Source organism: Rhizobium sp. 01T437 (genome assembly GCF_056398505.1).
Genome location: NZ_JBFTPM010000005.1, coordinates 298,670 through 325,261, shown reverse-complemented (window position 1 = coordinate 325,261; position 26,592 = coordinate 298,670). Strand labels below are relative to the sequence as shown.

Annotated in this window: 28 protein-coding genes; 12 read left to right on the top strand and 16 right to left on the bottom strand. The window is 59.7% G+C overall.

Features of this window, described 5'->3' with window-relative positions:
- Position 1: 1 nt before the first annotated feature.
- Genes AC1DM5_RS12430 through AC1DM5_RS12420 form a run of 3 tightly spaced genes read left to right on the top strand, consistent with a single transcriptional unit; the run spans position 2 to position 2,849 of the window.
- Positions 2-1,609 carry a heme biosynthesis HemY N-terminal domain-containing protein gene (locus AC1DM5_RS12430; protein ID WP_477975059.1) on the top strand — a complete coding sequence of 536 codons (1,608 nt, stop codon included), beginning with the start codon at positions 2-4 and terminating at the stop codon, positions 1,607-1,609.
- Between the two features lie 18 nt (positions 1,610-1,627).
- Positions 1,628-2,113: a tellurite resistance TerB family protein gene (locus AC1DM5_RS12425; protein ID WP_439016780.1), complete on the top strand. Its 486-nt coding sequence runs from the start codon at positions 1,628-1,630 to the stop codon at positions 2,111-2,113.
- Positions 2,100-2,849: a glutamine amidotransferase gene (locus tag AC1DM5_RS12420; RefSeq protein WP_477821949.1), complete on the top strand. Its 750-nt coding sequence runs from the start codon at positions 2,100-2,102 to the stop codon at positions 2,847-2,849. Before AC1DM5_RS12425 ends, AC1DM5_RS12420 begins: the two co-directional genes overlap by 14 nt.
- Here AC1DM5_RS12420 and AC1DM5_RS12415 read toward each other — a convergent pair.
- Positions 2,830-4,074 carry an MFS transporter gene (locus AC1DM5_RS12415; RefSeq protein ID WP_477821948.1) on the bottom strand — a complete coding sequence of 415 codons (1,245 nt, stop codon included), beginning with the start codon at positions 4,072-4,074 and terminating at the stop codon, positions 2,830-2,832. The two genes, AC1DM5_RS12420 and AC1DM5_RS12415, sit on opposite strands and share 20 nt — an antisense overlap.
- A 64-nt stretch (positions 4,075-4,138) precedes the next feature.
- Between AC1DM5_RS12415 and AC1DM5_RS12410 the strand changes: the two genes are divergently transcribed.
- Positions 4,139-4,528, top strand: a complete 390-nt coding sequence (locus AC1DM5_RS12410; protein WP_477821947.1) for a YggT family protein — start codon at positions 4,139-4,141, stop codon at positions 4,526-4,528.
- Positions 4,525-4,836: a DUF167 domain-containing protein gene (locus AC1DM5_RS12405; protein WP_113319747.1), complete on the top strand. Its 312-nt coding sequence runs from the start codon at positions 4,525-4,527 to the stop codon at positions 4,834-4,836. Before AC1DM5_RS12410 ends, AC1DM5_RS12405 begins: the two co-directional genes overlap by 4 nt.
- A 58-nt stretch (positions 4,837-4,894) precedes the next feature.
- Here AC1DM5_RS12405 and ppa read toward each other — a convergent pair whose 3' ends face one another.
- The 4 genes from ppa to AC1DM5_RS12385 form a co-directional block, all read right to left on the bottom strand.
- A complete protein-coding gene (gene ppa, locus AC1DM5_RS12400) occupies positions 4,895-5,431 on the bottom strand; it encodes an inorganic diphosphatase (protein ID WP_477821946.1) in 537 nt (178 codons plus the stop codon).
- A 148-nt stretch (positions 5,432-5,579) separates the two neighbouring features.
- Complete coding sequence (locus AC1DM5_RS12395) at positions 5,580-6,086, bottom strand: N-acetyltransferase family protein (protein ID WP_477821987.1); 507 nt, start codon at positions 6,084-6,086, stop codon at positions 5,580-5,582.
- A gap of 198 nt (positions 6,087-6,284) precedes the next feature.
- Positions 6,285-8,105, bottom strand: a complete 1,821-nt coding sequence (gene typA / locus AC1DM5_RS12390) for a translational GTPase TypA (protein ID WP_477975057.1) — start codon at positions 8,103-8,105, stop codon at positions 6,285-6,287.
- Between the two features lie 159 nt (positions 8,106-8,264).
- Positions 8,265-10,352, bottom strand: a complete 2,088-nt coding sequence (locus AC1DM5_RS12385; protein ID WP_477975055.1) for a M3 family metallopeptidase — start codon at positions 10,350-10,352, stop codon at positions 8,265-8,267.
- Positions 10,353-10,558: 206 nt separating this feature from the next.
- Between AC1DM5_RS12385 and AC1DM5_RS12380 the strand changes: the two genes are divergently transcribed.
- On the top strand, positions 10,559-11,005 hold the full coding sequence (locus tag AC1DM5_RS12380) for a hypothetical protein (RefSeq protein WP_477821944.1): 447 nt from the start codon (positions 10,559-10,561) through the stop codon (positions 11,003-11,005).
- Here AC1DM5_RS12380 and AC1DM5_RS12375 read toward each other — a convergent pair whose 3' ends face one another.
- Entirely contained in the window at positions 11,006-11,647 is a 642-nt protein-coding gene (locus AC1DM5_RS12375; RefSeq protein WP_477821943.1) for a LysE family translocator, read from the bottom strand.
- A gap of 138 nt (positions 11,648-11,785) precedes the next feature.
- Positions 11,786-13,009, bottom strand: a complete 1,224-nt coding sequence (locus AC1DM5_RS12370; RefSeq protein ID WP_113299663.1) for an argininosuccinate synthase — start codon at positions 13,007-13,009, stop codon at positions 11,786-11,788.
- A 198-nt stretch (positions 13,010-13,207) separates the two neighbouring features.
- On the opposite strand from AC1DM5_RS12370, the gene AC1DM5_RS12365 reads away from it, so the two are divergent.
- Both AC1DM5_RS12365 and AC1DM5_RS12360 read left to right on the top strand, forming a co-directional pair.
- A complete protein-coding gene (locus AC1DM5_RS12365) occupies positions 13,208-14,059 on the top strand; it encodes an SDR family NAD(P)-dependent oxidoreductase (RefSeq protein ID WP_477975053.1) in 852 nt (283 codons plus the stop codon).
- Between the two features lie 85 nt (positions 14,060-14,144).
- Positions 14,145-14,786: a LysE family translocator gene (locus AC1DM5_RS12360; RefSeq protein WP_477821941.1), complete on the top strand. Its 642-nt coding sequence runs from the start codon at positions 14,145-14,147 to the stop codon at positions 14,784-14,786.
- 8 nt (positions 14,787-14,794) lie between these two features.
- Here AC1DM5_RS12360 and AC1DM5_RS12355 read toward each other — a convergent pair whose 3' ends face one another.
- From AC1DM5_RS12355 to AC1DM5_RS12335, 5 genes are all read right to left on the bottom strand, one after another.
- Positions 14,795-15,589, bottom strand: a complete 795-nt coding sequence (locus AC1DM5_RS12355; RefSeq protein WP_477821940.1) for an ABC transporter ATP-binding protein — start codon at positions 15,587-15,589, stop codon at positions 14,795-14,797.
- Positions 15,586-16,464, bottom strand: coding sequence for an ABC transporter permease (locus AC1DM5_RS12350; protein ID WP_477975051.1), 879 nt, complete (start codon positions 16,462-16,464; stop codon positions 15,586-15,588). The genes AC1DM5_RS12355 and AC1DM5_RS12350 overlap by 4 nt, the downstream gene beginning before the upstream one ends.
- Positions 16,465-16,688: 224 nt before the next feature.
- On the bottom strand, positions 16,689-17,642 hold the full coding sequence (locus tag AC1DM5_RS12345; RefSeq protein ID WP_477975049.1) for an ABC transporter substrate-binding protein: 954 nt from the start codon (positions 17,640-17,642) through the stop codon (positions 16,689-16,691).
- Between the two features lie 93 nt (positions 17,643-17,735).
- Positions 17,736-18,971, bottom strand: a complete 1,236-nt coding sequence (gene rlmN / locus AC1DM5_RS12340; RefSeq protein ID WP_477821937.1) for a dual-specificity RNA methyltransferase RlmN — start codon at positions 18,969-18,971, stop codon at positions 17,736-17,738.
- Positions 18,972-19,230: 259 nt separating this feature from the next.
- Positions 19,231-19,755, bottom strand: coding sequence for an invasion associated locus B family protein (locus AC1DM5_RS12335; RefSeq protein WP_007814524.1), 525 nt, complete (start codon positions 19,753-19,755; stop codon positions 19,231-19,233).
- 336 nt (positions 19,756-20,091) lie between these two features.
- Here AC1DM5_RS12335 and AC1DM5_RS12330 point away from each other — a divergent pair, with 336 nt between their 5' ends.
- Entirely contained in the window at positions 20,092-20,652 is a 561-nt protein-coding gene (locus AC1DM5_RS12330; RefSeq protein WP_477821936.1) for a sigma-70 family RNA polymerase sigma factor, read from the top strand.
- Positions 20,653-20,752: 100 nt separating this feature from the next.
- Here AC1DM5_RS12330 and AC1DM5_RS12325 read toward each other — a convergent pair whose 3' ends face one another.
- Positions 20,753-21,145 (bottom strand): YkvA family protein, encoded by a 393-nt coding sequence (locus AC1DM5_RS12325; RefSeq protein WP_029868950.1) that lies wholly within the window; start codon positions 21,143-21,145, stop codon positions 20,753-20,755.
- A gap of 64 nt (positions 21,146-21,209) precedes the next feature.
- Positions 21,210-21,515: a 4a-hydroxytetrahydrobiopterin dehydratase gene (locus tag AC1DM5_RS12320; RefSeq protein ID WP_477821935.1), complete on the bottom strand. Its 306-nt coding sequence runs from the start codon at positions 21,513-21,515 to the stop codon at positions 21,210-21,212.
- Positions 21,516-21,550: 35 nt separating this feature from the next.
- Here AC1DM5_RS12320 and AC1DM5_RS12315 point away from each other — a divergent pair, with 35 nt between their 5' ends.
- Complete coding sequence (locus tag AC1DM5_RS12315; protein WP_477821934.1) at positions 21,551-22,051, top strand: low molecular weight protein-tyrosine-phosphatase; 501 nt, start codon at positions 21,551-21,553, stop codon at positions 22,049-22,051.
- Here AC1DM5_RS12315 and thpR read toward each other — a convergent pair.
- Both thpR and AC1DM5_RS12305 read right to left on the bottom strand, forming a co-directional pair.
- Positions 21,958-22,551, bottom strand: a complete 594-nt coding sequence (thpR, locus tag AC1DM5_RS12310) for an RNA 2',3'-cyclic phosphodiesterase (RefSeq protein WP_477821933.1) — start codon at positions 22,549-22,551, stop codon at positions 21,958-21,960. The two genes, AC1DM5_RS12315 and thpR, sit on opposite strands and share 94 nt — an antisense overlap.
- A gap of 68 nt (positions 22,552-22,619) precedes the next feature.
- A complete protein-coding gene (locus tag AC1DM5_RS12305; RefSeq protein WP_477821932.1) occupies positions 22,620-23,264 on the bottom strand; it encodes an arylesterase in 645 nt (214 codons plus the stop codon).
- A 72-nt stretch (positions 23,265-23,336) separates the two neighbouring features.
- Between AC1DM5_RS12305 and AC1DM5_RS12300 the strand changes: the two genes are divergently transcribed.
- On the top strand, positions 23,337-24,044 hold the full coding sequence (locus tag AC1DM5_RS12300; RefSeq protein ID WP_477821931.1) for an ABC transporter ATP-binding protein: 708 nt from the start codon (positions 23,337-23,339) through the stop codon (positions 24,042-24,044).
- Positions 24,041-26,584: an ABC transporter permease gene (locus AC1DM5_RS12295; RefSeq protein WP_477821930.1), complete on the top strand. Its 2,544-nt coding sequence runs from the start codon at positions 24,041-24,043 to the stop codon at positions 26,582-26,584. The genes AC1DM5_RS12300 and AC1DM5_RS12295 overlap by 4 nt, the downstream gene beginning before the upstream one ends.
- The last annotated feature ends 8 nt before the right edge of the window (positions 26,585-26,592 follow it).

Genomic DNA, 26,592 nt, shown 5'->3' with positions numbered 1-26,592 from the left:
CATGGTCCGCCTGGTTGTCTTCGCGCTCCTCGTCCTCGTTCTCGCCTATGGTTTCTCCTGGCTTGCCGATCGCCCCGGCGATCTGTCGCTGATCTGGGAAGGCCAGATCTACCAGACCAGGCTGATCGTCGCGGCAAGCGCCATCATCGCGCTGATCGCTGCCGTCATGGTGGCCTGGTGGTTCGTCCGCCTGATCTGGACTTCGCCGCATTCCGTGACGCGCTTTTTCCGCGCTCGCAAACGCGATCGCGGCTATCAGGCCCTGTCGACCGGCCTCATCGCCGCCGGCGCAGGCAATGCCCTGCTCGCCCGCAAGATGGCCGCCCGCTCACGCGGCCTCATCCGCGCCGATCAGGAGCCGTTGATCAATCTTCTCGAAGCACAGGCCGCTCTCATCGAAGGCCGCTATGATGAAGCGCGTTCCAAATTCGAGGCCATGGCCAATGATCCCGAAACGCGTGAACTTGGCTTGCGCGGTCTTTACCTCGAGGCCAAGCGCCTCGGTGCCAACGAGGCTGCCCGCCAGTACGCGGAAAAGGCAGCCGATAACGCGCCCTACCTGCCCTGGGCCGCGCAGGCGACGCTCGAATATCGCAGCCAGTCCGGTCGCTGGGATGACGCCATCCGTCTGCTGGAACAGCAGAAGGCCGCCAAGGTTGTCGAAAAAGCCGAGGCAAACCGCCTGCATGCCGTGCTGCTGACAGCCCGCGCCGATGACAAGCTGGAAAGCAATCCCGCCGGTGCCCGCGATGATGCGCTGCAGGCGCTGAAGCTATCGGCGGATTTTGTACCCGCCGCCCTGATTGCCGCAAAGGCGCTGTTCCGCGAAGGCGGCATCCGCAAGGCTGCCACCATTCTCGAACAGACCTGGAAGGCTGGACCGCATCCCGAGATTGGCCGCGTCTATGTCCGCGCCCGCAGCGGCGATTCAACGCTTGACCGCCTGAAGCGCGCCGAGCGGCTGGAAGGCATGCGGCCGAACAATGTCGAATCTCTCCTCGTCGTCGCACAGGCGGCGCTCGATGCACGGGAATTCTCCAAGGCCCGCGCCAAGGCGGAAGCTGCCGCCCGTATCGAACCCCGTGAAGCGGCCCTCCTGCTGCTTGCGGATATCGAGGAAGCGGAGACCGGCGATCAGGGTCGCGTGCGCCATTGGCTGGCACAGGCGCTGAAGGCGCCGCGCGATCCGGCCTGGGTTGCCGATGGTTTCGTTTCGGACAAATGGCTGCCGGTTTCGCCGGTGACCGGCCGTCTCGACGCCTTCGAATGGAAGGCACCTTTCGGCCAGCTCGAAGGACCGGTCGAGGAAGGTTCGACCGCCTCTATCGAAACGGCGCTGAAGACCCTACCGCCGCTGCGCGAAACCCGGCCGGAAAGCGTGGTCAACGACCACCGCATCATCGAGCTGGAACGGGCAGCGACGATTGCCGAAGCCGTGCGCCCGGCAACTTCGTCACCCGCACCGGCAAAAACTGCCGAACCGTCCGCGTCCCGGCCGGTTCCTGCTACGTCTGAACCTAAACCCTTCTTTGGCGGCCTGCCGGATGACCCCGGCGTCCGCGATCCCAAGATGGAACCGGAACCCAAGACACGGCTCCGCCTTTTCTAAAATGGAACGAAAAACCGCATGTTCGAACGCTTTCAGGCATTCTTCCAGAATCTGACCGCCGACCGCCCCAAGGCAGGCTTTGCCCCCGATGACCCGCGCATCGCAGTCGCTGCACTCTGTATGCAGGTCATGGAGGCCGACGGCCAGATCAAGGACAGCGAAAAGAAGCGGCTGCGCAAACTCCTGAAGGAGCAATATGCGCTCGACGGCAAACAGCTTGATGCGCTGATGGCCGCGGGGCTGGAAGCCGAAAGCTCGGCGGTTGATTATTTCCGCTTCACCTCCGATCTAAAGAGACATCTCAATACCGAGCAGCGTCTGGAGCTGATCGGCATTCTCTGGGATATCGTCTATGCCGATGGCGAGCGAAGCGAAATGGAAGACCATGTGATCTGGCGGATTGCCGATCTCCTGGGTGTGTCTTCCCGTGAGCGTATTCAGAAGCGGCAGGAGGCGGCCGCAAGGGTTACGGACGCACAGGTGGTGCAGGATGACACTGACTGACAGAAGCATGAGACGCGACAGGCGCCCTATTCTCATCATTCTTCATCAGGAGCGCTCCAGCCCCGGTCGTGTCGGCCAGCTTCTCGTCGAGAAAGGTTATGATCTCGATATCCGTCGCCCCGTCCTTGGCGACCCTCTGCCTTGCACCCTTGAAAACCATGCCGGTGCGGTGATTTTCGGCGGCCCGATGAGCGCCAATGACCCAGACGAATTCGTCAAGGCCGAGATCGATTGGCTGGAAGTGCCACTCAAGGAAAACCGGCCCTATCTCGGCATCTGCCTCGGTGCACAGATGCTGGCTCGCAATCTTGGCAGCAAGGTCGCCGCCAATAGTGACGGGTCGACAGAGATCGGCTGGTATCCGCTGCATACGACCGAGAGAGGCCGGCGGCTGATGCGCTGGCCGAAAATGGTCTACCACTTCCATCGGGAAGGATTCGAACTGCCGCATGGCGCCGAGTTGCTGGCATCCGGCGACGCCTATCCCAACCAGGCCTTCCGCTATAACGACAATGCCTGGGGCCTGCAATTCCATGCGGAGCTGACACGGGTGATGATGCATCGCTGGGTCGTGCACGGCGCGCACCGCTTCATCCTGCCGAACGCGCAGCAGGGACGCGAGCATCTGGAAGGCCGCATGCTGTTCGATGCGCCGCTGAAAGCCTGGCTCGACGGCTTCCTGGATATCGTCTTCGAGGGCAGGACGGCAGCAGCCGCTACACCGCTTCTCGTATAGGCGCGTCGAGCGTATCGATCTTCCTGAGTTTCGGAAAGCCGCTTGCCCAGATGGCGGCTACGGCGAGCGTACCGATGCCACCGATAATGACGGCCGGGACGGCGCCGAAAACCGATGCCATAGTACCCGCGCGGAACTCCCCGAGCTCGTTTGATGCGCCGACAAACACCGTATTGACCGCGTTGACGCGGCCGCGCAGATGATCAGGCGTCCAGAGCGCGATCAGGCTTTCACGGACATAGACCGAGATCATGTCCGCAGCGCCCATGATAGCAAGCGCCGCGATGGACACCTCGGTATTGGTCGAGAAGCCGAACACGATCGTGCCGAGGCCGAAGATCGCCACGCCGATGAACATGTATATGCCGGCCTTATGCTTCAGCGGATAGGCGGCAAGGAAGATCGCCATGATGATGGCGCCCACACCCGGTGCCGAGCGAAGCAGGCCGAGACCCCACGGCCCGAGCGTCAGGATATCGCGCGCAAAGATCGGCATCAGCGCGGTAGCGCCGCCAAGCAGAACGGCGAATAGATCGAGCGAGATGGCGCCAAGCACCACCTTTTCTTCCCGGATATAGCGGAAGCCGCCGAGGATCATGTCCCAGTTCCTGGCCTCGCCCATCGTCTTCTGCGGCGGCTTGGGGATCATGTAGAGCAGGATCGCGCCGAGCGCAGAAAAGATGACGGCGACCGTATAGGCCGTCGAAGCGCTGACGCCGTAAAGCAGACCGCCGAGCACAGGGCCGGTGATGGCCGCCAGCTGCCAGGAGGACGAATTCCATGCGATCGCATTGGAGAGATCCGTCTCCGGCACGAGGTTGGGCGCAAGCGACTGCACGGCCGGCGTCATGAACGCCCGCTCGATGCCGAAGACCAAAAGCACGATGAAGACTGGGATCGGTGAAAAGCTGCCGGTGATCGTCATTCCGAGCAGCGCGAGCGTACAGAGCGCGCTGACGAGCGAGCAGATCGAGGCGATGGCGCGGCGATTATGCCGGTCCGCCACCGAGCCGGTGACGAGGATCAGCACAAGAGACGGCAGGAACTGCACAAGTCCGATCAGACCGAGATAGATGGCGCTCCCGGTCTGGTCGTACATTTGCCAGCCAACGGCGACGCTGACGATCTGCTGCGAGAAGGAAAGCAGGAACCGCGCGAAGAAGAAGCGTGTATAGGACGGATGCCGGAACGCGGCAAAACGGTCTCCGGTGGGCGAAAGCGACATGAAGCTTTTCCGAGAAAGCGGGTGCGGAATTGCCTGCGGAGCGACCCGTTAAACATGATTTGCCATGCGTCTCCACACGGCCCTTGCTCGTTTAATCGCCAATGTCTACATATCTGTCAACAACGAACTGGAGACGGTAATGGCGGGAATTCTTGAAGCCATATTTCTAATCATCAATGTGGCTTTGAACCTCTATTGGTACGTGATCATTGCCAGCGCCATTTTCTCGTGGCTGTACGCATTCAACGTCATCAATTCGAACAACCAGTTTGTGAACCAGTTGGGTATGTTCTTCTATAACGCGACTGAACCTGCATTGCGGCCCATACGCCGCTTTCTGCCCAATCTGGGTGGCATCGACATCTCTCCGATTGTCCTGCTGCTGATCATCCTATTCATACAGGCTATACTCAACAATCCGATCAGGCCCTTCCTGTTCTCGCTGGTCGCTTGAACCACCCCTGGAGGCTTTCCGGTGATCATATCCGTCTTGCCGTACGGCTGACGCCGAATGGCGGGCGGGATGCCATCGACGGGATCGAACCAGATGGCGAAGGCGGCATGCTCTTGAAGGCGCGCGTCACCGCCGTACCGGAAAAGGGAAAAGCCAACAAGGCAATGATAGCACTCGTCGCCAAGTCTTTGGGCATTCCTAAGTCCTCGGTCAGCCTTGCTTCCGGCGATACGTCGCGCAAAAAAATCCTCCGGATCGATGGCGACCCGGAGGATGTGATGAAAAAGCTCGAAGGGCTGTTCGGCTAAAGCAATTCCAGCAAAGCTATGCAGCGGTTTTGCGTCCGAAATTGCGTAAAAGCGAGGCTCAGGCCTTTTCCTTCTTGGCGCGTTCGATCGCTTCGAGGATGAGCTCGCCGGCTTCCTTGGAATCGCCCCAGCCGTAGATCTTCACCCACTTGCCAGGCTCCAGATCCTTGTAGTGCTCGAAGAAGTGCTCAATCTGCTTCACCGTGATTTCCGGAAGGTCGGTGTAATCCTTGACCTTCTCGTAGCGCAGCGTCAGCTTCGGCGACGGGACGGCGATGATCTTCTCGTCCTTGCCGGAATTGTCTTCCATCTTCAGAACACCGATCGGGCGGACATTGATGACACAGCCCGGAACCAGCGGACGGGTGCTGGCGATCAGAACGTCGATCGGGTCGCCGTCTTCGGACAGCGTGTGCGGTACGAAACCGTAGTTACCCGGATAGGTCATCGGCGTGTAGAGGAAACGATCGACGACCAGCGTGCCGGCTTCCTTGTCCATTTCATACTTGATCGGATGACCGCCGACCGGAACCTCGACGATGACATTGACGTCTTCAGGTGGATTCTTACCGATTGAAACGGCATCGATGCGCATAGGAAACTCCCGGGAGGTTGAATTGCTCGAAGCCAGTTAATCGGTTTCATGACGCAACGCAACATGCCTCGCAAGCAATGCTTAATATGCGAGACGGGCAGAATATATAATTTTTCTAATAAAGGATGCGAGGCCGCGGCACCCGCAATCAGTTCCAGATGAAGCCGATCTTTTTAATCTGCTTATGGTCGAAATTTTCTATACCTTCGCAGAAATCGATACCGCCATGGTCGCGATAAAAGTCGGCGGCCGTTTCATTTTCTTCCAGGCACCAGACGACCAGGCCGTTGCAGCCCAGAGATTTCAAAAGCCGCCGGGCTTCGCCGAAAAGCAGCTTGCCGAGGCCGATACCCTGATATTCCGGGCGCAAATAGAGTTCGTAGATTTCGCCTTCCTGAGGCAGCGCGCGGGCGCGATTAAGGCCGAGGGTCGCATAACCAGCGACGGTCCCCGCCACATCCAGAACGAGCAATGTCGCCGGGCCGCGAGTAGCTTTGCGCCACCAGTTTTCACCGCGGCGCTCAATCATCTGGGTCAGAGCACGATGTGGAATGATGCCCGCATAAGTATGCTGCCAGGAAAGCCGATGGGCTTCCGAAATGGCTCGGGCATCATGCGGTTCAGCCCGCCGGACATCGATCGACAACGTCTTCATAACGCTTACTCTGGTCCTGCCGGAGGCAATTAACCATATGCGTCGACCGCATTGTGATCGATTGCCCACAGGCTTGATATGTGGACGACAGGCAAAATTTAACGCTTTTTTAACGATTGTCACAAGTCGGAATCGACGCAGCGCACAATAAAAAACCCCGGCGCGAAGGCCGGGGTTTTAAAGGAGTAGCCGAAGCTCTTAGAGAGCTGCCTTCGACTTTTCGAAACGCTTGCGGTCGTTGGCATCGAGATACATCTTGCGCAGACGAATGTTCTTCGGCGTCACTTCCATCAGTTCGTCGTCCTGGATCCAGGAGAGCGCACGATCGAGCGTCATGCGGATCGGCGGCGTCAGCTTCACGGCTTCGTCCTTGCCGGCGGCGCGGATGTTGGTGAGCTGCTTGCCCTTGAGGACATTGACTTCAAGGTCGTTGTCGCGCGAATGGATGCCGATGATCATACCGGCATAGACCTTTTCGCCCGGCTCGATGATCATCGGGCCGCGGTCTTCCAGATTGAACATTGCATAGGCGACGGCTTCACCGGAAGCGTTGGCGAGCAGCACGCCGTTGACGCGGCCACCGATTACGCCCTTGTAGGGCTGGTAGTCGTGGAACAGGCGGTTCATGATCGCCGTGCCCCGCGTATCGGTCAGCAGCTCCGACTGGTAGCCGATCAGGCCACGGGTCGGTGCGTAGAAACGCAGGCGAAGACGATTGCCGCCCGACGGACGCAGCTCGACCATTTCGGCCTTGCGTTCGGACATCTTCTGCACGACGACACCGGAATGTTCTTCGTCGACGTCGACGACGACTTCCTCGATCGGCTCCAGGAGCTGGCCGCTTTCATCCTTGTGCATCACGACGCGCGGACGCGATACGGCAAGCTCGAAGCCTTCGCGACGCATGGTTTCGATGAGAACGGCGAGCTGAAGTTCGCCGCGGCCGGACACGTAGAACGAATCCTTGCCTTCGGCTTCTTCGATCTTCAGGGCGACGTTGCCTTCGGCTTCCTTGAAGAGACGGTCGCGGATGACGCGGCTCGTCACCTTGTCGCCTTCRSKGCCRGCCAGCGGGCTGTCGTTGACGATGAAGGACATTGTGACCGTCGGCGGATCGATAGGCTGCGCCTTCATGGCTTCCGAGACGGCCGGATCACAGAAAGTGTCGGCGACGGTACCCTTGGAGAGGCCTGCAATCGCGACGATGTCGCCCGCATGCGCTTCTTCGATCGCCGTGCGCTCGATGCCGCGGAAGGCGAGGATCTTGGAAATTCTGCCGGTTTCGATCAGCTTGCCGTCCTGGCCGAGGACCTTGACGGCCTGGTTCGGCTTGATCGAGCCCGATGCGATGCGGCCGGTGATGATACGGCCGAGGAAGGGGTTGGCTTCGAGGATCGTGCCGATCATGCGGAACGGACCTTCTTCGACAGTCGGCTCAGGCACATGCTTGAGCACCAGGTCGAGAAGCGGCGCGAGACCCTGATCCTTCGGACCTTCCGGGTTGACGTTCATCCAGCCATCGCGACCGGAACCGTAGAGGATCGGGAAGTCGAGCTGCTCGTCGGTCGCATCGAGATTGGCGAAGAGATCGAAGACTTCGTTGATGACTTCTTCGTGGCGGCCATCCGGACGGTCGATCTTGTTGATCGCGACGATCGGACGAAGACCGACCTTCAATGCCTTCGAGACAACGAACTTCGTCTGCGGCATCGGGCCTTCGGAGGAGTCGACGAGAACGATCGCGCCATCCACCATCGAGAGAATGCGCTCGACTTCACCGCCGAAGTCGGCGTGGCCGGGGGTGTCGACGATGTTGATGCGGACACCCTTCCATTCCACCGAGGTCGCCTTGGCGAGAATGGTGATGCCGCGTTCCTTTTCGAGATCGTTCGAGTCCATCACGCGTTCTGCAACGCGCTGGTTCTCGCGGAACGAACCGGACTGTTTCAGGAGCTCGTCGACGAGGGTCGTTTTGCCATGGTCAACGTGCGCGATGATCGCGATGTTGCGAAGTGCCATTTGTCATAATCTCTGAGGCTGGGGCGCTACGCTTAGTGGACGCGCCATTTATGTTTGGCGCGCTCATACCGTTTTTTTCGCGATTGCGAAAGGGGGTGGCACGCGAAAGCTGCGGCATGGCTATCACCATGCCGCTCTGCTCTATGTCATCAAACTGTCTTAAGCGTCGCTGCCTGTCAATTCCTCGAAGGTCGCAAGCCCCTTCTTGACCAGCATCGCATCCGGGCTCGGCAGCTTGCCGCGGAAAGCCTTGTAGGCATCCTCAGGATCGACGGAGCCGCCCGTGGAGTAGATATTGTCCCGAAGCTTCCTGGCCATTTCGCCATTGAAGGCATCGCCCGTCTCCTCGAAGGCGGCGAAGGCATCGGCATCGAGCACTTCCGACCACATGTAGGAGTAATAACCCGCCGAATAGCCGCCGGAGAAGATATGCTGGAAGTGCGGCGTGGCGTGGCGCATGACGATCGATTTCGGCATGCCGATTTCGGCAAGCACTTCCGCCTGCACCGCCATCGGGTCTTCCACCTTGTCGCGGGTATGGAAGGCCATGTCGACCAATGCCGAGGAGGTGAACTCCACCGTGTTGAAGCCGGAATTGAAGGTGCGGGCTGCCAGAACTTTGTCGAGCAATGCCTGCGGCATCGGCTCCCTGGTCTCGAAATGCACGGCATATTCCCTAAGGATGGCGGGAACCGTAAGCCAGTGTTCGTAGAGCTGCGAGGGCAGTTCCACAAAATCACGCGAGACGCCTGTACCGGCGACCGAGGGATAGGTGACGTTGGAGAGCATGCCATGCAGAGCATGACCGAACTCGTGGAACAGCGTGCGCGCGTCATCGAGCGAAAGTAGGGCGGGCTTGCCTTCGGCCGGTTTTGCGAAGTTGCAGACATTGTAGATGATCGGCAACTCGCCGTGATGGCCGTTCTTCAGCGTCAGCTTGTGCTGGGACTGGAAGGAGCTCATCCAGGCGCCTGACCGTTTCGAGCTGCGAGCGAAATAATCGCCGAGGAAGAGCGCGACCAGCTTGTCATCCCGATCGCGAATCTCGAAGACGCGCACATCGGGATGGTAGGCAGCAATGCCCTTCTTCTCCACCGCGCGAATGCCGAACAGCCGGCCGGCAACATCGAAGCAGGCATCGATGATCTTTTCGAGCTGCAGATAGGGCTTCAATTCCGCTTCCGAGAAATTGAACCGCTGCGCGCGGATCTTCTCCGCATAATGGCGCCAGTCCCAGGGCATGACCTCGTGGTTCTTGCCCTCGGTAGCGATCAGCCCGGCAATATCGGCTTCTTCCTCATGGGCGCGTTTCACCGCTCTGGCCCAGACAGCGCGCAACAGATCGTTCACAGCCTCGGGTGTCTTCGCCATCGTGTTATCGAGCTTCAATTCGGCGAAGTTGCCGTAGCCGAGAAGTTTCGCCACTTCGTCGCGCAGGGCCAGCGTCTCTCTGATAATGCCGCGATTGTCGGTCGCACCGACATTCTCACCGCGCGCCACCCAGGCCTTGAAGGCCTGCTCGCGCAGATCCCGGCGCTCCGAAAAAGTCAGGAAGGGCTCGATGATCGAGCGCGACAGGGTCACGGCATATTTGCCACCCTCACCGCGCTCACGGGCAGCTGCCGCCATCGCGTCGCGCAGGAAATCGGGAATGCCGGCAAGTTCCTCTTCCGTGGAAAGGATCAGCGACCAGCTCTTCTCGTCGGCGAGCACATTCTGCCCGAAACTGGTGCTAAGCCCTGCGAGCTTTTCGTTGATCGCGGCAAGTTTCTCCTGCTCGGCCTTCGGCAGCTTCGCGCCCGATTTCACGAAGCCTTTCCAGTGCCGCTCCAGCACTCGGGTCTGTTCCAGCGTCAGACCGAGGCTTTCGCGCTTTTCCCAGAGTGTATCAATGCGCTTGAAGAGATCAGCATTCATGCCGATCTTCGAATAATGCCGCGACATCTTCGGCGAAATATCTCGCTCCAGCGCCTGGATGACGTCGTTGGTATGGGCGCCTGCCCGATTCCAGAAAAGCGCGGAAACGCGCGACAGCTCATCTCCGGCAATTTCGAGCGCGACGACTGTATTGTCGAAACTCGGTTCTTCCTTGTTACCAGCGATCGCGTCGATCTCTCCTTCGTGCGAGGCGAGAGCGGACTCAAAGGCAGCAGCGAAATCGCCATCGGCGACCGCATCGAAACGCGGCAGGCCATGAAGGCCATTCCAGTTGACAAGTGCCTGATTGAATTGACTGGGAGAAGACATATGAAAGTCCTTTATGCCGGCAAGTGGATCGGTAATATAGGAAGGCCATCACGGAATTGATATGTGGCTGACTCGGACTTTTGCCCGCCCCGGCTAAATCTTAGGGGCAAGAATTGATACATAAAAATTAACCAATCGTTAATGATTGACGCGAATCAGGCCGAGACGCTAGTTTCCCTTTAATCTTCATGTAAGAGGACATGCGCATGGAAATCTTTTCCGTGCGGTCTTCTCAGAGTTTGCTATTCAAAAATAATCCCAATAATAACGCAAAAAGTTCGAAGACCGCTGATATTACAATTGAGCCTAAGCCGACTATCGCCCAAGGCTCGTTCCAGATCGAAGCCCCTGACAACGGGCAGGCGCTCGATTTTACAGCCGTCAGCCCGGGTGAATTGCGCAGCTATGCGCGCCAGGGCTACGACAATGGCCTGATCGATCAGAATACGTTTGCCGCGATATCCGAACCGCTGCCGATGCACGCGATCGATCCGCTCGGCAATGTCATCGACCTGTCCAACGTCACAGACGGCACGAGCTTCAACTTCCTCGACTACTATCGCAACCAGCTTCAGATCGCCATGTCGATCGGCGATCCGAATGAGGTTCAGACGCTGAATTCGGTCGTCGGCTTTCTCGTCAACGAGGCCTGATCAGGCCTTTCGCCAGCCAAGCAGGCCGGGTGTGGCGTGCCACAGCGCCTGTACGGCAAAGCCCATGAAGAGCACACCGGAGCAGCGGACGATCAGCCGTTCATGCGCGCGGTAGAAGCGGCGCACGACGCCGGCGCCGATGATGCCGATCAGGATGATGTCAGCCGTGACGAAACCGACGAAGGAAACGCTGAGCAGCATGGGCAGAGCCTCGAAATCGAGCGCGCTCGCCGAGCCCGCGACCAGCGCCGTGAAGGTGGCAAGCGCCACTGGATAGCCTTTGGGATTGGTGACGCCGAAAATCAGTCCGCGGCGGAACGGCCGCTCCACCACCATCAGCGCCTGCCCCTCGGCCTTCGGCTTGGCATTGACGGCACTCCAGCCGATCCAGGCGAGATAGAAACCGCAGGCAAGTCCGAGCAGGTCGAATACGAACGTGCCGATCGTCTTGGCCCCGACGATCGCAACCAGCGCCAGTCCCGACCAGATGATGTCGCCAACGAGATGACCCATCATGAAGAAAGCGCCTGCCTTGCGCCCCTGCCCGGCGCCAATGCCGAGAAGCTGCAGGAACGCCGGGCCGGGAATGAGCACATAAAAAAGCGCCGCCAGGAAGGCGCCGAGAAACAGGGATTGCGGCATGGAAATGCTCCGGTGATGATGGCTCAGCTTATGCGATACCCCTGCCGCGTCAAGACGTTACAACCTGCAATCGGCACGACAAAGAAAAGGCCCGCGCGGCAGAGCCGGCGGGCCTTTTTGAGATCGGTCTGAAGCCGCTTACTTCTTCAGGTTACGCTTGCCGAGCGTGCGAAGGCGCAGCGCGTTGAGCTTGATGAAGCCGGCGGCATCCTTCTGGTCGTAAGCGCCCTGGTCGTCTTCGAAAGTGACGAGCTTGTCGGAATAGAGCGACTTTTCGCTCTCGCGGCCGATGACCATGACATTGCCCTTGTAGAGCTTCAACGTCACTTCGCCTTCGACATGCTCCTGGCTCTTGTCGATGAGTGCCTGCAGCATTTCGCGCTCCGGCGAGAACCAGAAGCCGTAGTAGATGAGTTCGGCATAACGCGGCATCAGCTCATCCTTCAGGTGAGCGGCACCACGGTCGAGCGTGATCGACTCGATGGCGCGATGCGCCGCAAGCAGGATCGTGCCGCCGGGGGTCTCGTAGACACCGCGCGACTTCATGCCGACGTAGCGATTTTCGACGAGGTCAAGGCGGCCGATACCATTGTCGCGGCCGTAATTGTTGAGCGCCGCAAGCAGCGTCGCAGGAGACATCTCGACGCCGTTGATCGAGACGGCATCACCCTTGCGGAAGCCGACCTTGATGGTGGTCGCCTTGTCGGGCGCAGCTTCCGGCGAGATCGTGCGCATATGCACGTATTCAGGCGCTTCAATCGCCGGATCTTCCAGGACCTTGCCTTCCGACGAGGAGTGCAGAAGGTTGGCGTCAACGGAGAAGGGAGCCTCGCCCTTCTTGTCCTTGGCGACCGGGATCTGATGCTTTTCGGCAAATTCGAGCAGGTCGGTACGGCTCTTGAAGGACCAATCGCGCCACGGGGCGATGATCTTGATATCGGGGTTCAGCGCATAGGCCGAAAGCTCGAAGCGAACCTGGTCATTGCCCTTGCCGGTTGCACCGTGAGCGATCGCATCGGCACCGGTCTTCTTGGCGATCTCGATCAGGTGCTTGGAGATCAGCGGACGGGCAATAGAGGTGCCGAGCAGATAGACGCCTTCATAGACGGCATTGGCGCGGAACATCGGGAAGACGAAATCGCGCACGAATTCCTCGCGCACGTCCTCGATATAGATCTCCTTGATGCCGAGCATCTCGGCCTTCTTGCGCGCCGGTTCCAGCTCTTCGCCCTGGCCGAGATCGGCCGTGAAGGTCACGACTTCAGCGCCGAGCTCGGTCTGCAGCCACTTCAGGATGATCGAGGTATCGAGACCGCCCGAATAGGCGAGCACGACTTTCTTCACGTCTTTGTATGATGCCATGATGATGAGGTCCGTTGCATAGAGGCCGCGGCACACCCGCAAAGCCCGGTATCGCGGCACTTTTATCGAGATTGGCGCGTGACGCAAGGGCAACGAGGATAGCAACCGGCCCGATAGGGCCCGATAAGGTTTGACAGCAAGGAACCGGAGCCCATATTCGGCATCGTCCGAACAATGCTCTGAGGAGAGGCCCGTCCCGTGACGAATATTCAAGCCATTTTCAAGAAATCCAATGTTGCCGTCATCACCGGCGGCGCTTCCGGCATCGGCCTTGCCGCCGCGAAATACTTTGCAAAGCTCGGCATGAGCGTCGTCATCGCCGATCTCGGCGGCGACAGGCTGGCAGATGCCCGCGCCGAACTCGAGGCAATTGCCGGCCAGGAACATGTGATGGCCGTCGAAACCGATGTCTCGCAGAAAGAGCAGATCGAAGCTCTCGAGCGCGCCGTCATCCAGCGCTTCGGCCGCGTGCATGTGCTGATGAACAACGCCGGCATCGGCCCGGAAACATCGATCTTCAGCGCCCAGTCCAATTGGGACAATATCCTTGCCGTCAACCTTCTCGGCGTCATCAACGGCGTCAGAACCTTCGGCCCCGGCATGGTCGCCCATAACGAGCCGGGCCTCATCATCAACACCGGCTCCAAACAGGGCATCACCACGCCGCCCGGCAACCCGGCCTATAACGTCTCCAAAGCCGGTGTGAAGGTCTTCACCGAAGCGCTTGAGCATGAACTGCGCAACACTGAAGGCGCGGGTATTTCCGCGCATCTGCTGATCCCCGGCTTCGTCTTCACCGGTCTCACCAAGGGCGACCGCAGGGAGAAGCCTGCTGGCGCCTGGACGCCGGAACAGACTGTCGATTTCATGGTCGAAAGCCTTGAGCGCGGCGATTTCTACATCCTCTGCCCGGATAATGACGTCGCCCGCCCGGTCGACGAGCGTCGCATGGCCTGGGCGATCGGCGACATCATCGAGAACCGTCCGCCGCTGTCGCGCTGGCACAAGGACTATGCCGACAAGTTCAAGGCCTTCCTCGAACAGAAGTAATCGGGGCCATCACAAGGTTTGATTGGTAATTTTCTGAAAGCCGGATAAGAGATCGTCAGAACTTTTCCGGCTTTCAGAGTAGACCATGGACTTCCTGCCGAGCTTTCCGACGCTTCTCGCCTTTGCCGCCGCCACGCTGTTGCTTGCGGCAACCCCCGGCCCTGACATGACCCTGTCGATCAGCCGTGCGCTTGCGCAGGGCAAGAAGGCAGCGCTTTTCGTGGTGCTCGGCACGAGCCTCGGCATCGTCGTGCACACGATGCTGGTTGCCTTCGGCATTTCGGCGCTGATTACCGCTTCCCCAACCGCCTTCCTGATCCTGAAGACCGGCGGTGCGGCCTATCTCTTCTGGCTGGCCCTGCAGGCGATCCGTTTCGGCTCGAAGCTGACGGTTGCCAAGGTCGAAGGCCCGAAGGGCACGATCCTCTCGAACATCTCCTCGGGTTTCTGGGTCAACTTGCTGAACCCGAAGGTCATCATCTTCTTCATGACCTTCCTGCCGCAGTTCGTCAGCGCCAACGACCCCGCCGTCACGCACAAGCTGCTCTTCCTCGGCTTCTGCTTCATCCTGGTCGGCATGCCGGTCAACGCGGCCGTCGTCATGGCGGCCGACTGGCTGTCGAGCTGGCTGCAGAACAACAGGAAGGTGCTGCGCGGCATGGATTATACCTTTGCCGGCGTCTTCTCGGTCTTCGCCGCCAAGATCCTGCTCACCCAGGCACGCTGATTAGCTAGTCAACCAATCAGCAGGGCATCGTCGTCGAGCGTCTGGCCACGCATCTTGCGGAACATGGCGATCAGGTCTTCGACCTGCAGGTTCTTCCTGTTGTCGCCGGCAACGTCGAGAACGATCTCCCCGCCGTGCAGCATGATCGTGCGGTGGCCGTAATCCAGCGCCTGCCGCATGGAATGCGTCACCATCATCGTCGTGAGCTTGCGCTCCGAGACGATCTTCTGCGTGAGGGTCATCACGAACTCGGCCATGCCCGGATCGAGCGCTGCCGTATGTTCATCGAGCAGCAGCACTTCGGAGCCGGCAAGCGTCGCCATGACGAGCGACACGGCCTGCCTCTGGCCGCCCGACAGAAGATCCATTCGGTCCTTCAGCCGGTTTTCCAGCCCGAGGTTCAGCTCGGCAATCCGCTCCCGGAAATAATCGCGCCTGTTGCCGCCAAGCGCCGATGCAAGCCCACGTTTTTCGCCGCGGCGGGCCGCCAGAGCAAGGTTTTCCTCGATCGACAGCGCACCGCAACTTCCCGTCAGCGGATCCTGGAAGACACGTGCCACCAAACCGGCACGTGCCGATGTGGACTTGCGCGTCACATCGGTCTTGCCGATCAGAACCGAGCCTTCGCTCGGAATGACATCACCGGCGAGCACGCCGAGCAGCGTCGATTTGCCGGCGCCGTTGGAGCCGATGACGGTGACGAAGGAGCCTTCCTCGATGGTCAGGCTCACACCGTTCAGCGCCTGTTTCTGCAGCGGCGTGCCACGCCCGAAAACGACCTTGATATCCTTGACACTGATCACGATGCGGCACCTCCGCGAAGGCGGGGAAGAATGAGCGCGACCGTCACGAGAACCGCGGTCACGAAATTGAGGTCAGAGGCCTGCAGGCCGATGACATCGCTCGACAGCGCAAGCTGGATGGCGATGCGGTAGATGATCGAGCCGAACACGCATCCGACAAGCGCAATCAGCAGCCCCCGCCGCCCGAGAAGCGTCTCGCCGATGATGACCGCAGCAAGGCCGACGACGATGGTGCCGACACCCGAAGTGACATCCGCAAAACCGTTGGTCTGCGCAAAGAGCGCGCCGCCGAGCGCCACCAGCGCATTGGAAATCGCCATGCCCAGATAGATCTGCCGGCTGGTATCGACGCCCTGGGCGCGAGCCATGCGGGCATTGGCGCCTGTCGCACGCATCGCAAGCCCGGCATCGCTTTCAAGGAAGCGCCAGACGACAATGACAGCGATGACAACCAGAACGCCGACGAAAAGCGGCCGCACGTAAAAATCTCTGAGCCCATGGCCGAAGAAGGGGCTGATCATCGTATCGGCATTGATGAGCGCGACATTCGGCTTTCCCATCACCCGCAGATTGACGGAAAAAAGCGCGATCATCGTCAGGATCGAGGCGAGCAGATTGAGGATCTTGAAGCGTACATTGAGGAGCGCCGTCACCATACCGGCCGCAGCCCCCGCTCCCATCGCAATCAGCGCAGCCAGCCAGGCATTGACGCCGGCGATGATCAGCACGGCCGTCACCGCCGCACCGAGCGGAAACGACCCGTCCACCGTCAGGTCCGGAAAATCGAGGACGCGGAAGGCAAGATAGACGCCGAGGGCGACGAAGGAATAGACCAGGCCGAGCTCGACGGCCCCCCAGAATGCGATTTGGCTCAAGGCTTTTAGCCCCTTTTTGTTTCCGTTCCGCCCGTCGCGAAACCAGAGCCTTTTAGCGCATAACCCCTTAAATCGGAACCGATTTAAGGAAAGGATTATGCGCAGTTTTTACACTGTTACAGGGTCCTTTGCGCGCCATCTGGCGCGCGGCCCTGTAATGCAACAGCCGCCCCCGTGCAAACGGGAGCGGCTGATTGTCACTAAGACCTTGGAACGACGGTCGTTTATTCGATGACCTTGTTGGCGCGTGAAATAACGCTTTCCGGCAGAGTCACGCCCATCTTCGCCGCAGCAGACTTGTTGATGACGAGGTCGCTGCCAGCTGCGGTCTTCACCGCGATGTCGCCCGGGTTTTCACCCTTCAGCACCCGCACGACGATCTCTCCCGTCTGCTTGCCGACATCATAATAGTTGAAGCCAAGCGCTGCGATCGAGCCACGCGAAACGGAATCCGTATCGGCGGTGAAGAGCGGCAGCTTGCTCTCTTCGGCAACGGCAACCGCACCTTCGAGAGCCGAGATGATCGTGTTGTCAGTCGGGATGTAGATCGCATCGGCGCGGCCGACAAGCGCACGGGCAGCGCCCTGCACTTCGGCGGACTTCGTTGCAGCAGATTCGACGATCGTGATGCCGGCCTTGTCGGCTTCGGCCTTCAGCGCTGCCAGCAGCGAGACGGAGTTCGCCTCGCCGGAATTGTAGAGGTAGCCGATCGTCTTCACGTTCGGCAGGATTTCCTTGATCAGCGCGATATGCTCGCCGACCGGCGACATGTCCGAAAGACCGGTCACGTTGCCACCCGGCTTGTCCATGTTCTTGACGAGTTGCGCGCCGAGCGGATCGGACACGGCGGTAAAGACGACAGGGATATCACGCGTTGAGGAAACGACGGCCTGGGCCGACGGCGTGGAGATCGGCACGATGACATCGGGTTCGTCACCCRCGAACTGGCGGGCGATCTGGGCTGCCGTTGCCGGATTGCCCTGCGCGGATTCGAAGATGAACTTGAGATTCTCGCCTTCCTTGTAGCCGGCAGCGGCCAGCGCATCGCGCACGCCGTTGCGAGCCGCATCGAGCGCCGGATGTTCGACGATCGCGGTTACAGCAACCGTGACGTCATCGGCCTTCGCCGGCAGCGTCAGGGCCAAAGTTGCGGCAAAAGCCATTAGAATTGAACGCATGAGTGTCCTCCATGATAATTTTGGGGGCACTTTTAGGAAAAGCGCCCCCGTTAATCAATCGCGGAGAATTGTAATGAGGATCAAACTTGCTGATCAATCATCGGCGCCGTGGTTGGCGATCATCATTGCTTCGAAAGCAAGGCGCTCGGTTTTGCGCATGCGCTCGGATTCCGACTTGAGCTGGCCGCAGGCGGCGAGAATGTCGCGGCCACGCGGCGTACGGATCGGCGAAGCGTAGCCGGCCGAATTGATGAAATCGGCAAACTTCTCGATCTGTGCCCATTCGGAACACTGGTAGTTCGTGCCCGGCCAGGGATTGAAAGGGATGAGATTGATCTTCGCCGGTACGCCCTTCAAGAGTTGAATCAGTCCCTTGGCGTCTTCCAGGCTGTCGTTGACGTCCTTCAGCATCACATATTCGAAAGTGATGCGCCGCGCATTCGAAAGCCCGGGATAGTTCTTGCAGGCCTCGATCAGCTCCTTCAGCGGATACTTCTTGTTGATCGGCACGAGGATATCGCGCAGGTCGTCGCGCACCGCATGCAGCGAGATCGCCAGCATGACGCCGATTTCGTCGCCGGTGCGGAGAATTTCAGGCACGACGCCGGAGGTGGAAAGCGTCACGCGGCGCTTGGACAGCGACAGGCCATCGCCGTCAGTCGCGATCAGCAGCGCCTGCTTCACGGCATCGAAATTATAGAGCGGCTCGCCCATGCCCATCATCACGATATTGCTGACCTTGCGGCCCTCTGACGGCACCATGGCGCCGACAGGCACGTCGCGGTCCGGGAAGTCGCCGAGGCGGTCGCGGGCGAGCAGAAGCTGTGAGAGGATTTCCTCGGCCGTCAGGTTGCGCACCAGCCGCTGGGTGCCGGTATGACAGAAGGAACAGGTCAGCGTGCAGCCGACCTGGCTGGAAATGCAGAGCGTGCCGCGCCCTTCCTCGGGGATATAGACAGCCTCGATCTCGACCGGCCGGCCGGCGCCGCGCGGCGGAAAGCGCAGCAGCCACTTGCGCGTACCGTCATTGGAAATCTGTTCTTCGACGATTTCGGGTCGGGCGATAGTGAAATGCTGCTTCAGCATCTCGCGCATGTCCTTGGCGACATTCGTCATGTGGTCGAAGTCGGAGACGCCGCGCACATAGATCCAGTTCCACAGCTGCGAGACGCGCATCTTGATCTGCTTGTCCGGCACACCCTTTTCGCGCAGCGCCGCACCCATTTCCTCGCGCGTCAAACCGATCAGCGAGGGCTTTGGCGAAAGCTCAGTGCCGAGAGGCGCCCGCGCGGCGGGCTTGGCAACGGTCATCGCATCCATAACGGACATAATCTTCTAATCCCGAACTCAACATGGCAACCATCCCGGAAAGCCGGAAGACTTGCGGGGCCGTTGACGCATGATTGCAGAAATGAATGGGCGGAGCGGCGATGAGATCGCCATCCTTCCGCAGTTGCGCGCCGCTTTAGCATCATTTTCCCTCCACGTCACTAGACCCACGTATCGAGAGATGGAAGCGTCACTATAGATGGAAACGACGAAGGCCGGCACAAGGCCGGCCTTCGAAACATTGCCTTAATCAATCAGCTTACTTGCAGCTTTCGATCTGCTTCAGTGCAGCCGAAATGCCCGAAAGCGAATAGCTGTAGGAAGTGCCGGTGCCCTTGCGCGAAACCGCGTTGACAGTCATGGAATGACCCGTCTTCATGGCTGCGACGAGCGCAGGCTCCTGCGCGGCGTTCTCGACCCAGGCGGCCTTGTCCTTGGTAAACATCACGAAGGTCTTGTTGTCGATGACGACGTTAACCTTCGAGTTTTCCTGCAGCGAATAGCCCATCATCGCCTGCGGCTCGTAGGAGATGTTCTGACCCGGGCGCTGCGACACGATGAAGAAGTTGTCGCCGTGATCGACGCTCGCCGGCTGCTTGGCAGTCGGCACCGAAAGCACGTAGCAGACGGTGGAGGCGCCCGATTTGTAGGAATAGGCACCCCATGCCTGGAACTGCTGGATGCGGGTCGGCGCCGCTGCTGCTGATGCCGCCTGCTGCGCTGCCGCCACTCCGGACATAGCAATTGTGAGGGCGAAAGCGGATACGATACTTTTTACGAACATGGAATTCCTGCCGGTTCTTGCGGTTCAAGGCCCGAAGCGATCATTGCGGGCGGCGCATAATCACGATCTGCTTTATTTTGACTTAATTCAGGTTACCAAATGGTCAACAATGGCTGCGAATTGTATCTGACTGTTTCATTTTCGCCCGACTGTTAACTTGCGAACCGACAGCGGCGCGTGAGATTGCGCACTGTCTTGATGGCCCAGCCCATCGGTTCGGGTGAATTTAAGACACAAAGATTCAGGCAAGAGTTTGACCTTTCTAAAATCCGTTGTAGGTCGTTAAGATAAGGAAATTCAGACCGAAATCTTGACTGCAGGGAGTTCGTGAGAGGGATGGATGCCGAGGAAAGACAGCGTTTCGCTGCCCTCGCAAAGGCCGTTGCCGATGAGCGCGACGAGTCCGCATTCTCCGTACTCTTCGACTATTTCGCACCGCGCCTGAAATCATGGCTGATGCGCCAGAAAATGACACCAGGCGAGGCCGAGGAACTGGTGCAGGAAATCATGATCGTTCTCTGGCATAAGGCCGCTCTCTACGACCCGGCCCGCTCCTCGCTTTCCACCTGGCTTTTTTGCATCGCGCGCAACCGGCGCATCGATCTGCAGCGCCGCGCTCAGGTCCGTGTTCTCGATGGCGAGGATCCGACGCTACAGCCGCCGGAGGAATTGCGCGCCGACGAAATCGTCGCCAATGACGACCGCGATGCGCAGGTGCGCGATGCCGTAAGTCAATTGCCCGAGGAGCAGCGGGCGCTGCTGCAGGCTGCCTTCTTCCTTGGCCAGTCGCATACCGAAATCGCAGATGCGACCGGCCTGCCGCTCGGCACGGTGAAATCACGCATCAGGCTCGCCTTCGGCAAGCTCAGAAACCTGCTGGAGCGGGAAGAGGTCTAAAGCATGTCGCGCAAAAGTGTGCAGCGGTTTTGCGATAACGACATGCGTAAAAACGAAGACCTAAAGTGCGGCGAACGGATCTGAAAGATCGCCACGCGCTTTAGATCGTCTTCATGCCGTCTTCGGAACGGTCCGCGAGAACGCGATCGGCCGCCTCGTAGTGGCTCGGCCGGATGTTGCCCCTCACCATGGCAAAGGCTGCCGACAGGACGGCGACATCGTCCGAAAAGCCGATAACGGCGAAGATATCGGGGATGATATCGACCGGCATGACGAAGTAGGCAAGGGCTGCCAAGAGAACGCCGCGCACTCTGGTGGGCGTCTGCGGATCGAGCGCGCAGTAGAAACCGGCAACCACATCGCGGGAGAAAGGAATCTGCCGCACGGCGCGGCGAAAGGTCGGCCAGAATTTCTGCCTCACCGTCTTTTCACGACGGTTCTGCGTATCCTCGTCGCCCGGCAACAGAATTTCCCCGTATTTGACCTCGTCCATCCCGATATCCCTTGTGGTCGCTCCGAAAATATGGTGACGGCGCAAGCCGTTTCAATCGGCCGATTCACACAGCCCGCCGCGCCGCCGCCTTCTCCATGGCCTTTGCGAGCTTGAAATCCAGCTCCGTCAACCCGCCGGCATCATGCGTGTTGAGCTTCACCTCGACGCGGGAATAGACGTTAAACCATTCCGGATGATGGTTGAGTTTTTCGGCCGCAAGTGCCGATTCCGTCATGAAACCGAAAGCTTCCACGAAATTCGCGAATTTGAATGTCTTCGAAATCGAACCTGCCGCATCATCGAGCGTCCAGCCCGTGAGTTCGCCAAGCAACTGGCTGATCGCCGGCCTTTCCAGCTTTTCCATTTTCATGCCATGTTCCTTTCATCCTTCCGTCGGATTCTCAGATGAAACGTATCAGCATCCTCTTTGTTTGCATGGGCAATATCTGCCGCTCTCCGCTTGCCGAGGGGATATTTTGCCATGTCGCGGGTGAGGCTGGCCTTGGCGATGCTTTCCGCATCGATTCCGCTGGTCTCGGCGGCTGGCATCAGGGAGAACTTCCCGACCGACGCTCGATCATCACCGCAAGCGCGCATGGCATAGACATCACCGGGCAGCGCGCCCGGAAGATATTACCTGAGGATTTTGACGATTTCGATCTGATACTCGCCATGGACCGCTCGAATGTCGCGGAACTGCGCCAGCGTTCATCGCACGCGGACAACATCCATCTCTTCGGCGATTTCGCGCTCGGCACCGGGGAAGATATTCCCGATCCCTATTATGGCGACCGGGAAGACTTCGAGTTCGTTTACGCCAGGCTCTTCAGCGGCTGCAGCACACTGCTAGAGACGCTGGGCACCAGCCTTGGCTCGTGGAGCGGGAAGACCTCTTCAGTCAGGTAAGGTCCGCCGCCAACCGATTCGCGCGACGACAGAAGCACGAAACGCGGCACGGTGAAGGTCGATGTCTGGAAATTGCCGCGGCCGGCGAGATAGTGAACAACATCGTCGACGCGCGAATATTTCAGGCGGGCAAGCGTGACATGCGGCGTGAATTTGCGCGGGTCCGGCGGCAGGCCGATGCGCTGGCAGATCCGCTCAATCTCGCCCTGCAAGGCGTACATTTCAGGCGAAGGAGAAACTCCCGCCCAGATCGAATGCGGTTTTTTGGAGCCGAAGGAGCCGATGCCTTCAAGCCGGAGCTGGAATTCCGGCCGATCGATGCGATCGAGACGCTCGACGATTTCGTCTGCCGTGCGTCCATCGACATCGCCGATGAAGCGAAGTGTGATGTGGTAATTCTCCACATCGATCCATCGAGCTCCGGGAAGACCACCGCGCAACAATGACAGGCTCATCGCCGCATTGCGCGGAATTTCGAGGGCGGTAAAAAGTCTCGGCATAACGAGCACTCCCCGAATCTTTTGCAGGTGCTCACACGGAATCACGCATTACAAACCTGTGCAAGCCCCTATTTCTTCACAGAAGAAATCGTCTCGACGAATTTTGTGACAGCCGGCTCCATCTTCTCCACCATCACATCCACGCCCTTGGCATTGGGATGCATGCCGTCATCGAGCTTCAGGCCGGCATCCAGGACCACACCGTCGAGGAAAAATGGATAAAGCTCAACCCCATGTTTTTCCGCAAGTTTCTGGTAGATCGGGTTGAAGCGTTCGGCATAGTCCGCACCCATGTTCGGCGGCGCCATCATGCCGGCAAGGAGTACAGCAATGCCGCGCTCTTTTAACCGGCTTATCATCTGGTCGAGATTCTTCTCGCTCTGTTCCGGCGGAATGCCGCGAAGCGCATCATTGGCGCCGAGTTCGAGGATAACCCCGTCGGTTCCGTCAGGAATGGACCAATCGATTCGCGCAAGCCCGCCCGTGGTCGTGTCGCCGGAAACGCCAGCATTGGTAATCGAAACGTCGATCCCCTTCGCTTTCATTGCCGCCTGCAGCTTCTCGGGAAAGCCGTCGCCCGGCGGCAGCTGGTAGCCCGCCATCAGGCTGTCGCCAAACCCGACCAGATTGATCGTGCGCGCTTCGGCAACTGTCGAGAAAATCAGCAAGAAGACGATGACAGCGAAGTGAAGGGCGGCAACTTTAAATCTCATAATGCTTTCCCTAGATTGGCTAGGTGCCGTTATGCGGCCATTCGGTTACGGAACTATATAGGGCGATTTCTGTTGGCCAAAACCATCATCGATCTGAAACACGCCGATTTGACGCTCGGTAATGCCGCTGCCTCGGTCCATGTGCTGAAAGGCATAGATCTGGAGATCAGCGCGGGCGAATCCGTCGGTATCGTCGGCCCTTCGGGCTCCGGCAAGTCCACGCTGCTGATGGTGCTTGCAGGCCTGGAAAAGCTCGACAGCGGCGAGATCAACATCAATGACACGCCCCTGCATGCGCTGAGTGAGGATCAGGTCGCCGATTTCCGCGGCCGCAACATTGGCATCGTCTTCCAGTCCTTCCATCTGATCGCCAACATGACGGCGCTGGAAAATGTCGCAGTGCCGCTTGAGCTCGCCAATGTTCCCAACCCCTTCGAGATCGCCGAACGCGAGCTGAACTCCGTCGGCCTGGGCGAACGCCTGAGCCACTATCCCGGCCAGCTCTCGGGCGGCGAGCAGCAGCGTGTGGCGATCGCCCGTGCGCTCGCCCCCTCGCCTGCCCTGCTGATTGCTGACGAGCCGACCGGCAATCTCGACACCGATACCGGCCGGCAAATCGCCGACCTCCTGTTTTCCAAGCAGGCCGAACGCGGCATGACCCTGCTGCTCGTGACCCACGATATCGGCCTCGCCAATCGTTGCTCGCGCCAGATCCGCGTCCGCTCCGGGCGCATCGAGGGCGACAGCGCCGTCCGTCGGTCCGAGGCGGCGATTGCATGACGATCGTCACTCCGCGCATCTCGCTCGCCTTCCGTCTGGCCCTTCGCGAGCTGCGCGGCGGCTTGAGGGGCTTCTACATCTTCCTCGCCTGTATCGCGCTCGGCACCGCCGCGATCGCTGCCGTCAACTCTGTCTCACAATCGATCACCGATACGATCGCCTCGCAGGGGCAGGAGCTCTTGGCCGGTGACGTCCGCTTCGAACTTAACAACCGTGAGGCAACGCCAGAGGAAATGAATTTCCTGCGTGGCCTTGGCGAAGTCTCCGTTTCCACCGGCTTGCGCTCCATGGCTCGCAAGCCGGATGGATCCGATCAAGCGCTGGTCGAGGTCAAGGCCGTCGACGATGCCTATCCGCTCTACGGCACTTTTGAAGCGAAGCCGAACTATCCGCTCGCCTCCCTGCTATCAGGCGAAGGCGGCACCTATGGCGCTGTCGTCGCTCCGCTGCTGCTGGAGCGACTGGGATTGCAGATCGGCGACGAACTGCTCCTCGGCAACGTCAAGCTCAGCATCACGGGCACGGTCAAGACCGAGCCGGATGCGCTCTCGGAAGGCTTCGGCTTCGCCCCCCGCATGCTCGTCAGCCGAAACGCACTTCAGGCGTCCGGCCTGATCCAGACCGGCAGCCTTGTGGAACATGCCTACAAGATCAAGCTGGAAGACCGCAGCACGATGAGCGGTATCCAGGCCCGCGCCACCAGGGAATTCCCTTCGGCCGGTTGGTCCATCCGCACCAGCGATCGCCCCGCCCCATCGCTGACGGAAAACATCACCCGCTTTTCGCAATTCCTCACGCTGGTCGGCCTGACCGCTCTGATCGTCGGCGGCGTCGGCGTCGCCAACGCGGTGCGCGCCTTCCTTGATGCCAAACGTACGACGATCGCGACCTTCAAATGCCTGGGCGCTCCGGCAGCCGTCGTGGTCTGGATCTATCTCTTCCAGATCGCCATTATCGCGGCGGGCGGTATCCTGATCGGCCTTGTGCTCGGAGCGCTGTCCCCGATGCTGGCCGCACAGTTCCTGGCCCAGTTCCTGCCGGTCTCCACCGATCCGACCCTCTATCCCGGCGCTCTGCTGCTTGCAGCCCTCTTCGGCATGCTGACGATGCTTGCCTTTGCCATCCTGCCGCTCGGTCATGCGCGCGAAGTGCCGGCAACCGCACTCTTCCGCGAGCAAGGTTTCGAGGCACGCCACCTGCCCTCCTGGCCCTACGTGTTACTCGCCGCGCTCTTCATGGCTGCGCTCGCAGGTCTTGCCATCTTTACCGCCTATGACCGCTTCATCGCCGTGATCTTCGTCGGCGCCATCATTTTCGCCTTCGTCATCCTGCGCCTCGTCGCGGCTTTGATCGCTTGGCTGGCGCGCAGAAGCCCACGCGTCAACTCGCCGGCGCTGCGGTTGGCGATCGGCAATATCCATCGCCCCGGAGCACTGACACCCTCCGTCGTCCTCTCGCTCGGTCTCGGCCTTGCACTGCTGGTCACCCTCACACTGATCGACGGCAACCTGCGACAGCAGCTGACCGGCCGCATGAGTGAAGGTGCGCCGAACTTCTTCTTCGTCGATATCCAGAGCGCCGAAGTCGATGCCTTCCGCAACCTGATCCATACCCAGTCCCCGAACGGCAAACTGGTAGAGGTGCCGATGCTGCGCGGCCGCATCATCGCCTTCAATGGCCAGGATGTGACCAAGATGAATGTGCCGGCGGCGGGCCGCTGGGTGCTGAATGGCGACCGCGGCATTACCTACGAGGAAAGCCCACCGGAGAATTCCGTCCTTACCGAAGGCCAGTGGTGGGGCAAGGACTATAGCGGCGAGCCGCTCGTCTCCTTCTCGGCCGAGGAGGCGCATGAGCTGGGCCTCAAGATCGGCGATATCGTCACCGTCAACGTTCTCGGCCGCAACATCACCGCCAAAATTGCCAATCTGCGGCGGGTCGAATGGGAATCGCTGTCGATCAATTTTGTCATGGTGTTCTCGCCGAACACCTTTCGCGGCGCTCCGCATGCATGGTTGGCGACACTGACAGATCCCGCATCGACCGAGACTGAAGACGCCGCGATCCTGAAATCGGTGACCAACGCCTATCCGACGATCACAAGCGTCCGCGTCAAGGACGCGATCGATATCGTCAACCAGCTGGTTGGCGAGCTTGCGACTGCGATCCGCGCCGCAGCTTCCGTTGCACTCATCGCCTCCGTCCTCGTGCTGGCTGGCGCACTTGCCGCCGGCAACAGGGCACGCACGCATGATGCGGTGGTGCTGAAAACGCTCGGTGCGACGAGAACCATGCTGATCCGCGCCTTCAGCTATGAATATCTCATCCTAGGTGTTGCCACCGCCATTTTCGCGCTTTTTGCCGGCAGTGTGGCTGCCTGGTTCATCGTCAGCCGCATCATGCGCCTGCCCTCCAGCTTCATGCCTGATGTCGCAGGTCTCACCCTTGTCACAGCCCTAGTATTGACCGTCGGTATCGGCCTAATCGGCACCTGGCGTATCCTCGGACAGAAGGCAGCACCCGTTTTGCGCGAGCTGTAACGGGCGAG

Coding starts and splice junctions, on each gene's coding strand:
- AC1DM5_RS12430 (WP_477975059.1), top strand. CDS start 2: ATGGTCCGCCTGGTTGTCTTCGCGCTCCTCGTCCTCGTTCTCGCCTAT.
- AC1DM5_RS12425 (WP_439016780.1), top strand. CDS start 1,628: ATGTTCGAACGCTTTCAGGCATTCTTCCAGAATCTGACCGCCGACCGC.
- AC1DM5_RS12420 (WP_477821949.1), top strand. CDS start 2,100: ATGACACTGACTGACAGAAGCATGAGACGCGACAGGCGCCCTATTCTC.
- AC1DM5_RS12415 (WP_477821948.1), bottom strand. CDS start 4,074: ATGTCGCTTTCGCCCACCGGAGACCGTTTTGCCGCGTTCCGGCATCCG.
- AC1DM5_RS12410 (WP_477821947.1), top strand. CDS start 4,139: ATGCGTCTCCACACGGCCCTTGCTCGTTTAATCGCCAATGTCTACATA.
- ppa (WP_477821946.1), bottom strand. CDS start 5,431: ATGCGCATCGATGCCGTTTCAATCGGTAAGAATCCACCTGAAGACGTC.
- AC1DM5_RS12395 (WP_477821987.1), bottom strand. CDS start 6,086: ATGAAGACGTTGTCGATCGATGTCCGGCGGGCTGAACCGCATGATGCC.
- AC1DM5_RS12385 (WP_477975055.1), bottom strand. CDS start 10,352: ATGTCTTCTCCCAGTCAATTCAATCAGGCACTTGTCAACTGGAATGGC.
- AC1DM5_RS12380 (WP_477821944.1), top strand. CDS start 10,559: ATGGAAATCTTTTCCGTGCGGTCTTCTCAGAGTTTGCTATTCAAAAAT.
- AC1DM5_RS12375 (WP_477821943.1), bottom strand. CDS start 11,647: ATGCCGCAATCCCTGTTTCTCGGCGCCTTCCTGGCGGCGCTTTTTTAT.
- AC1DM5_RS12370 (WP_113299663.1), bottom strand. CDS start 13,009: ATGGCATCATACAAAGACGTGAAGAAAGTCGTGCTCGCCTATTCGGGC.
- AC1DM5_RS12360 (WP_477821941.1), top strand. CDS start 14,145: ATGGACTTCCTGCCGAGCTTTCCGACGCTTCTCGCCTTTGCCGCCGCC.
- rlmN (WP_477821937.1), bottom strand. CDS start 18,971: ATGTCCGTTATGGATGCGATGACCGTTGCCAAGCCCGCCGCGCGGGCG.
- AC1DM5_RS12335 (WP_007814524.1), bottom strand. CDS start 19,755: ATGTTCGTAAAAAGTATCGTATCCGCTTTCGCCCTCACAATTGCTATG.
- AC1DM5_RS12330 (WP_477821936.1), top strand. CDS start 20,092: ATGGATGCCGAGGAAAGACAGCGTTTCGCTGCCCTCGCAAAGGCCGTT.
- AC1DM5_RS12325 (WP_029868950.1), bottom strand. CDS start 21,145: ATGGACGAGGTCAAATACGGGGAAATTCTGTTGCCGGGCGACGAGGAT.
- AC1DM5_RS12320 (WP_477821935.1), bottom strand. CDS start 21,515: ATGAAAATGGAAAAGCTGGAAAGGCCGGCGATCAGCCAGTTGCTTGGC.
- AC1DM5_RS12315 (WP_477821934.1), top strand. CDS start 21,551: ATGAAACGTATCAGCATCCTCTTTGTTTGCATGGGCAATATCTGCCGC.
- thpR (WP_477821933.1), bottom strand. CDS start 22,551: ATGCCGAGACTTTTTACCGCCCTCGAAATTCCGCGCAATGCGGCGATG.
- AC1DM5_RS12305 (WP_477821932.1), bottom strand. CDS start 23,264: ATGAGATTTAAAGTTGCCGCCCTTCACTTCGCTGTCATCGTCTTCTTG.
- AC1DM5_RS12295 (WP_477821930.1), top strand. CDS start 24,041: ATGACGATCGTCACTCCGCGCATCTCGCTCGCCTTCCGTCTGGCCCTT.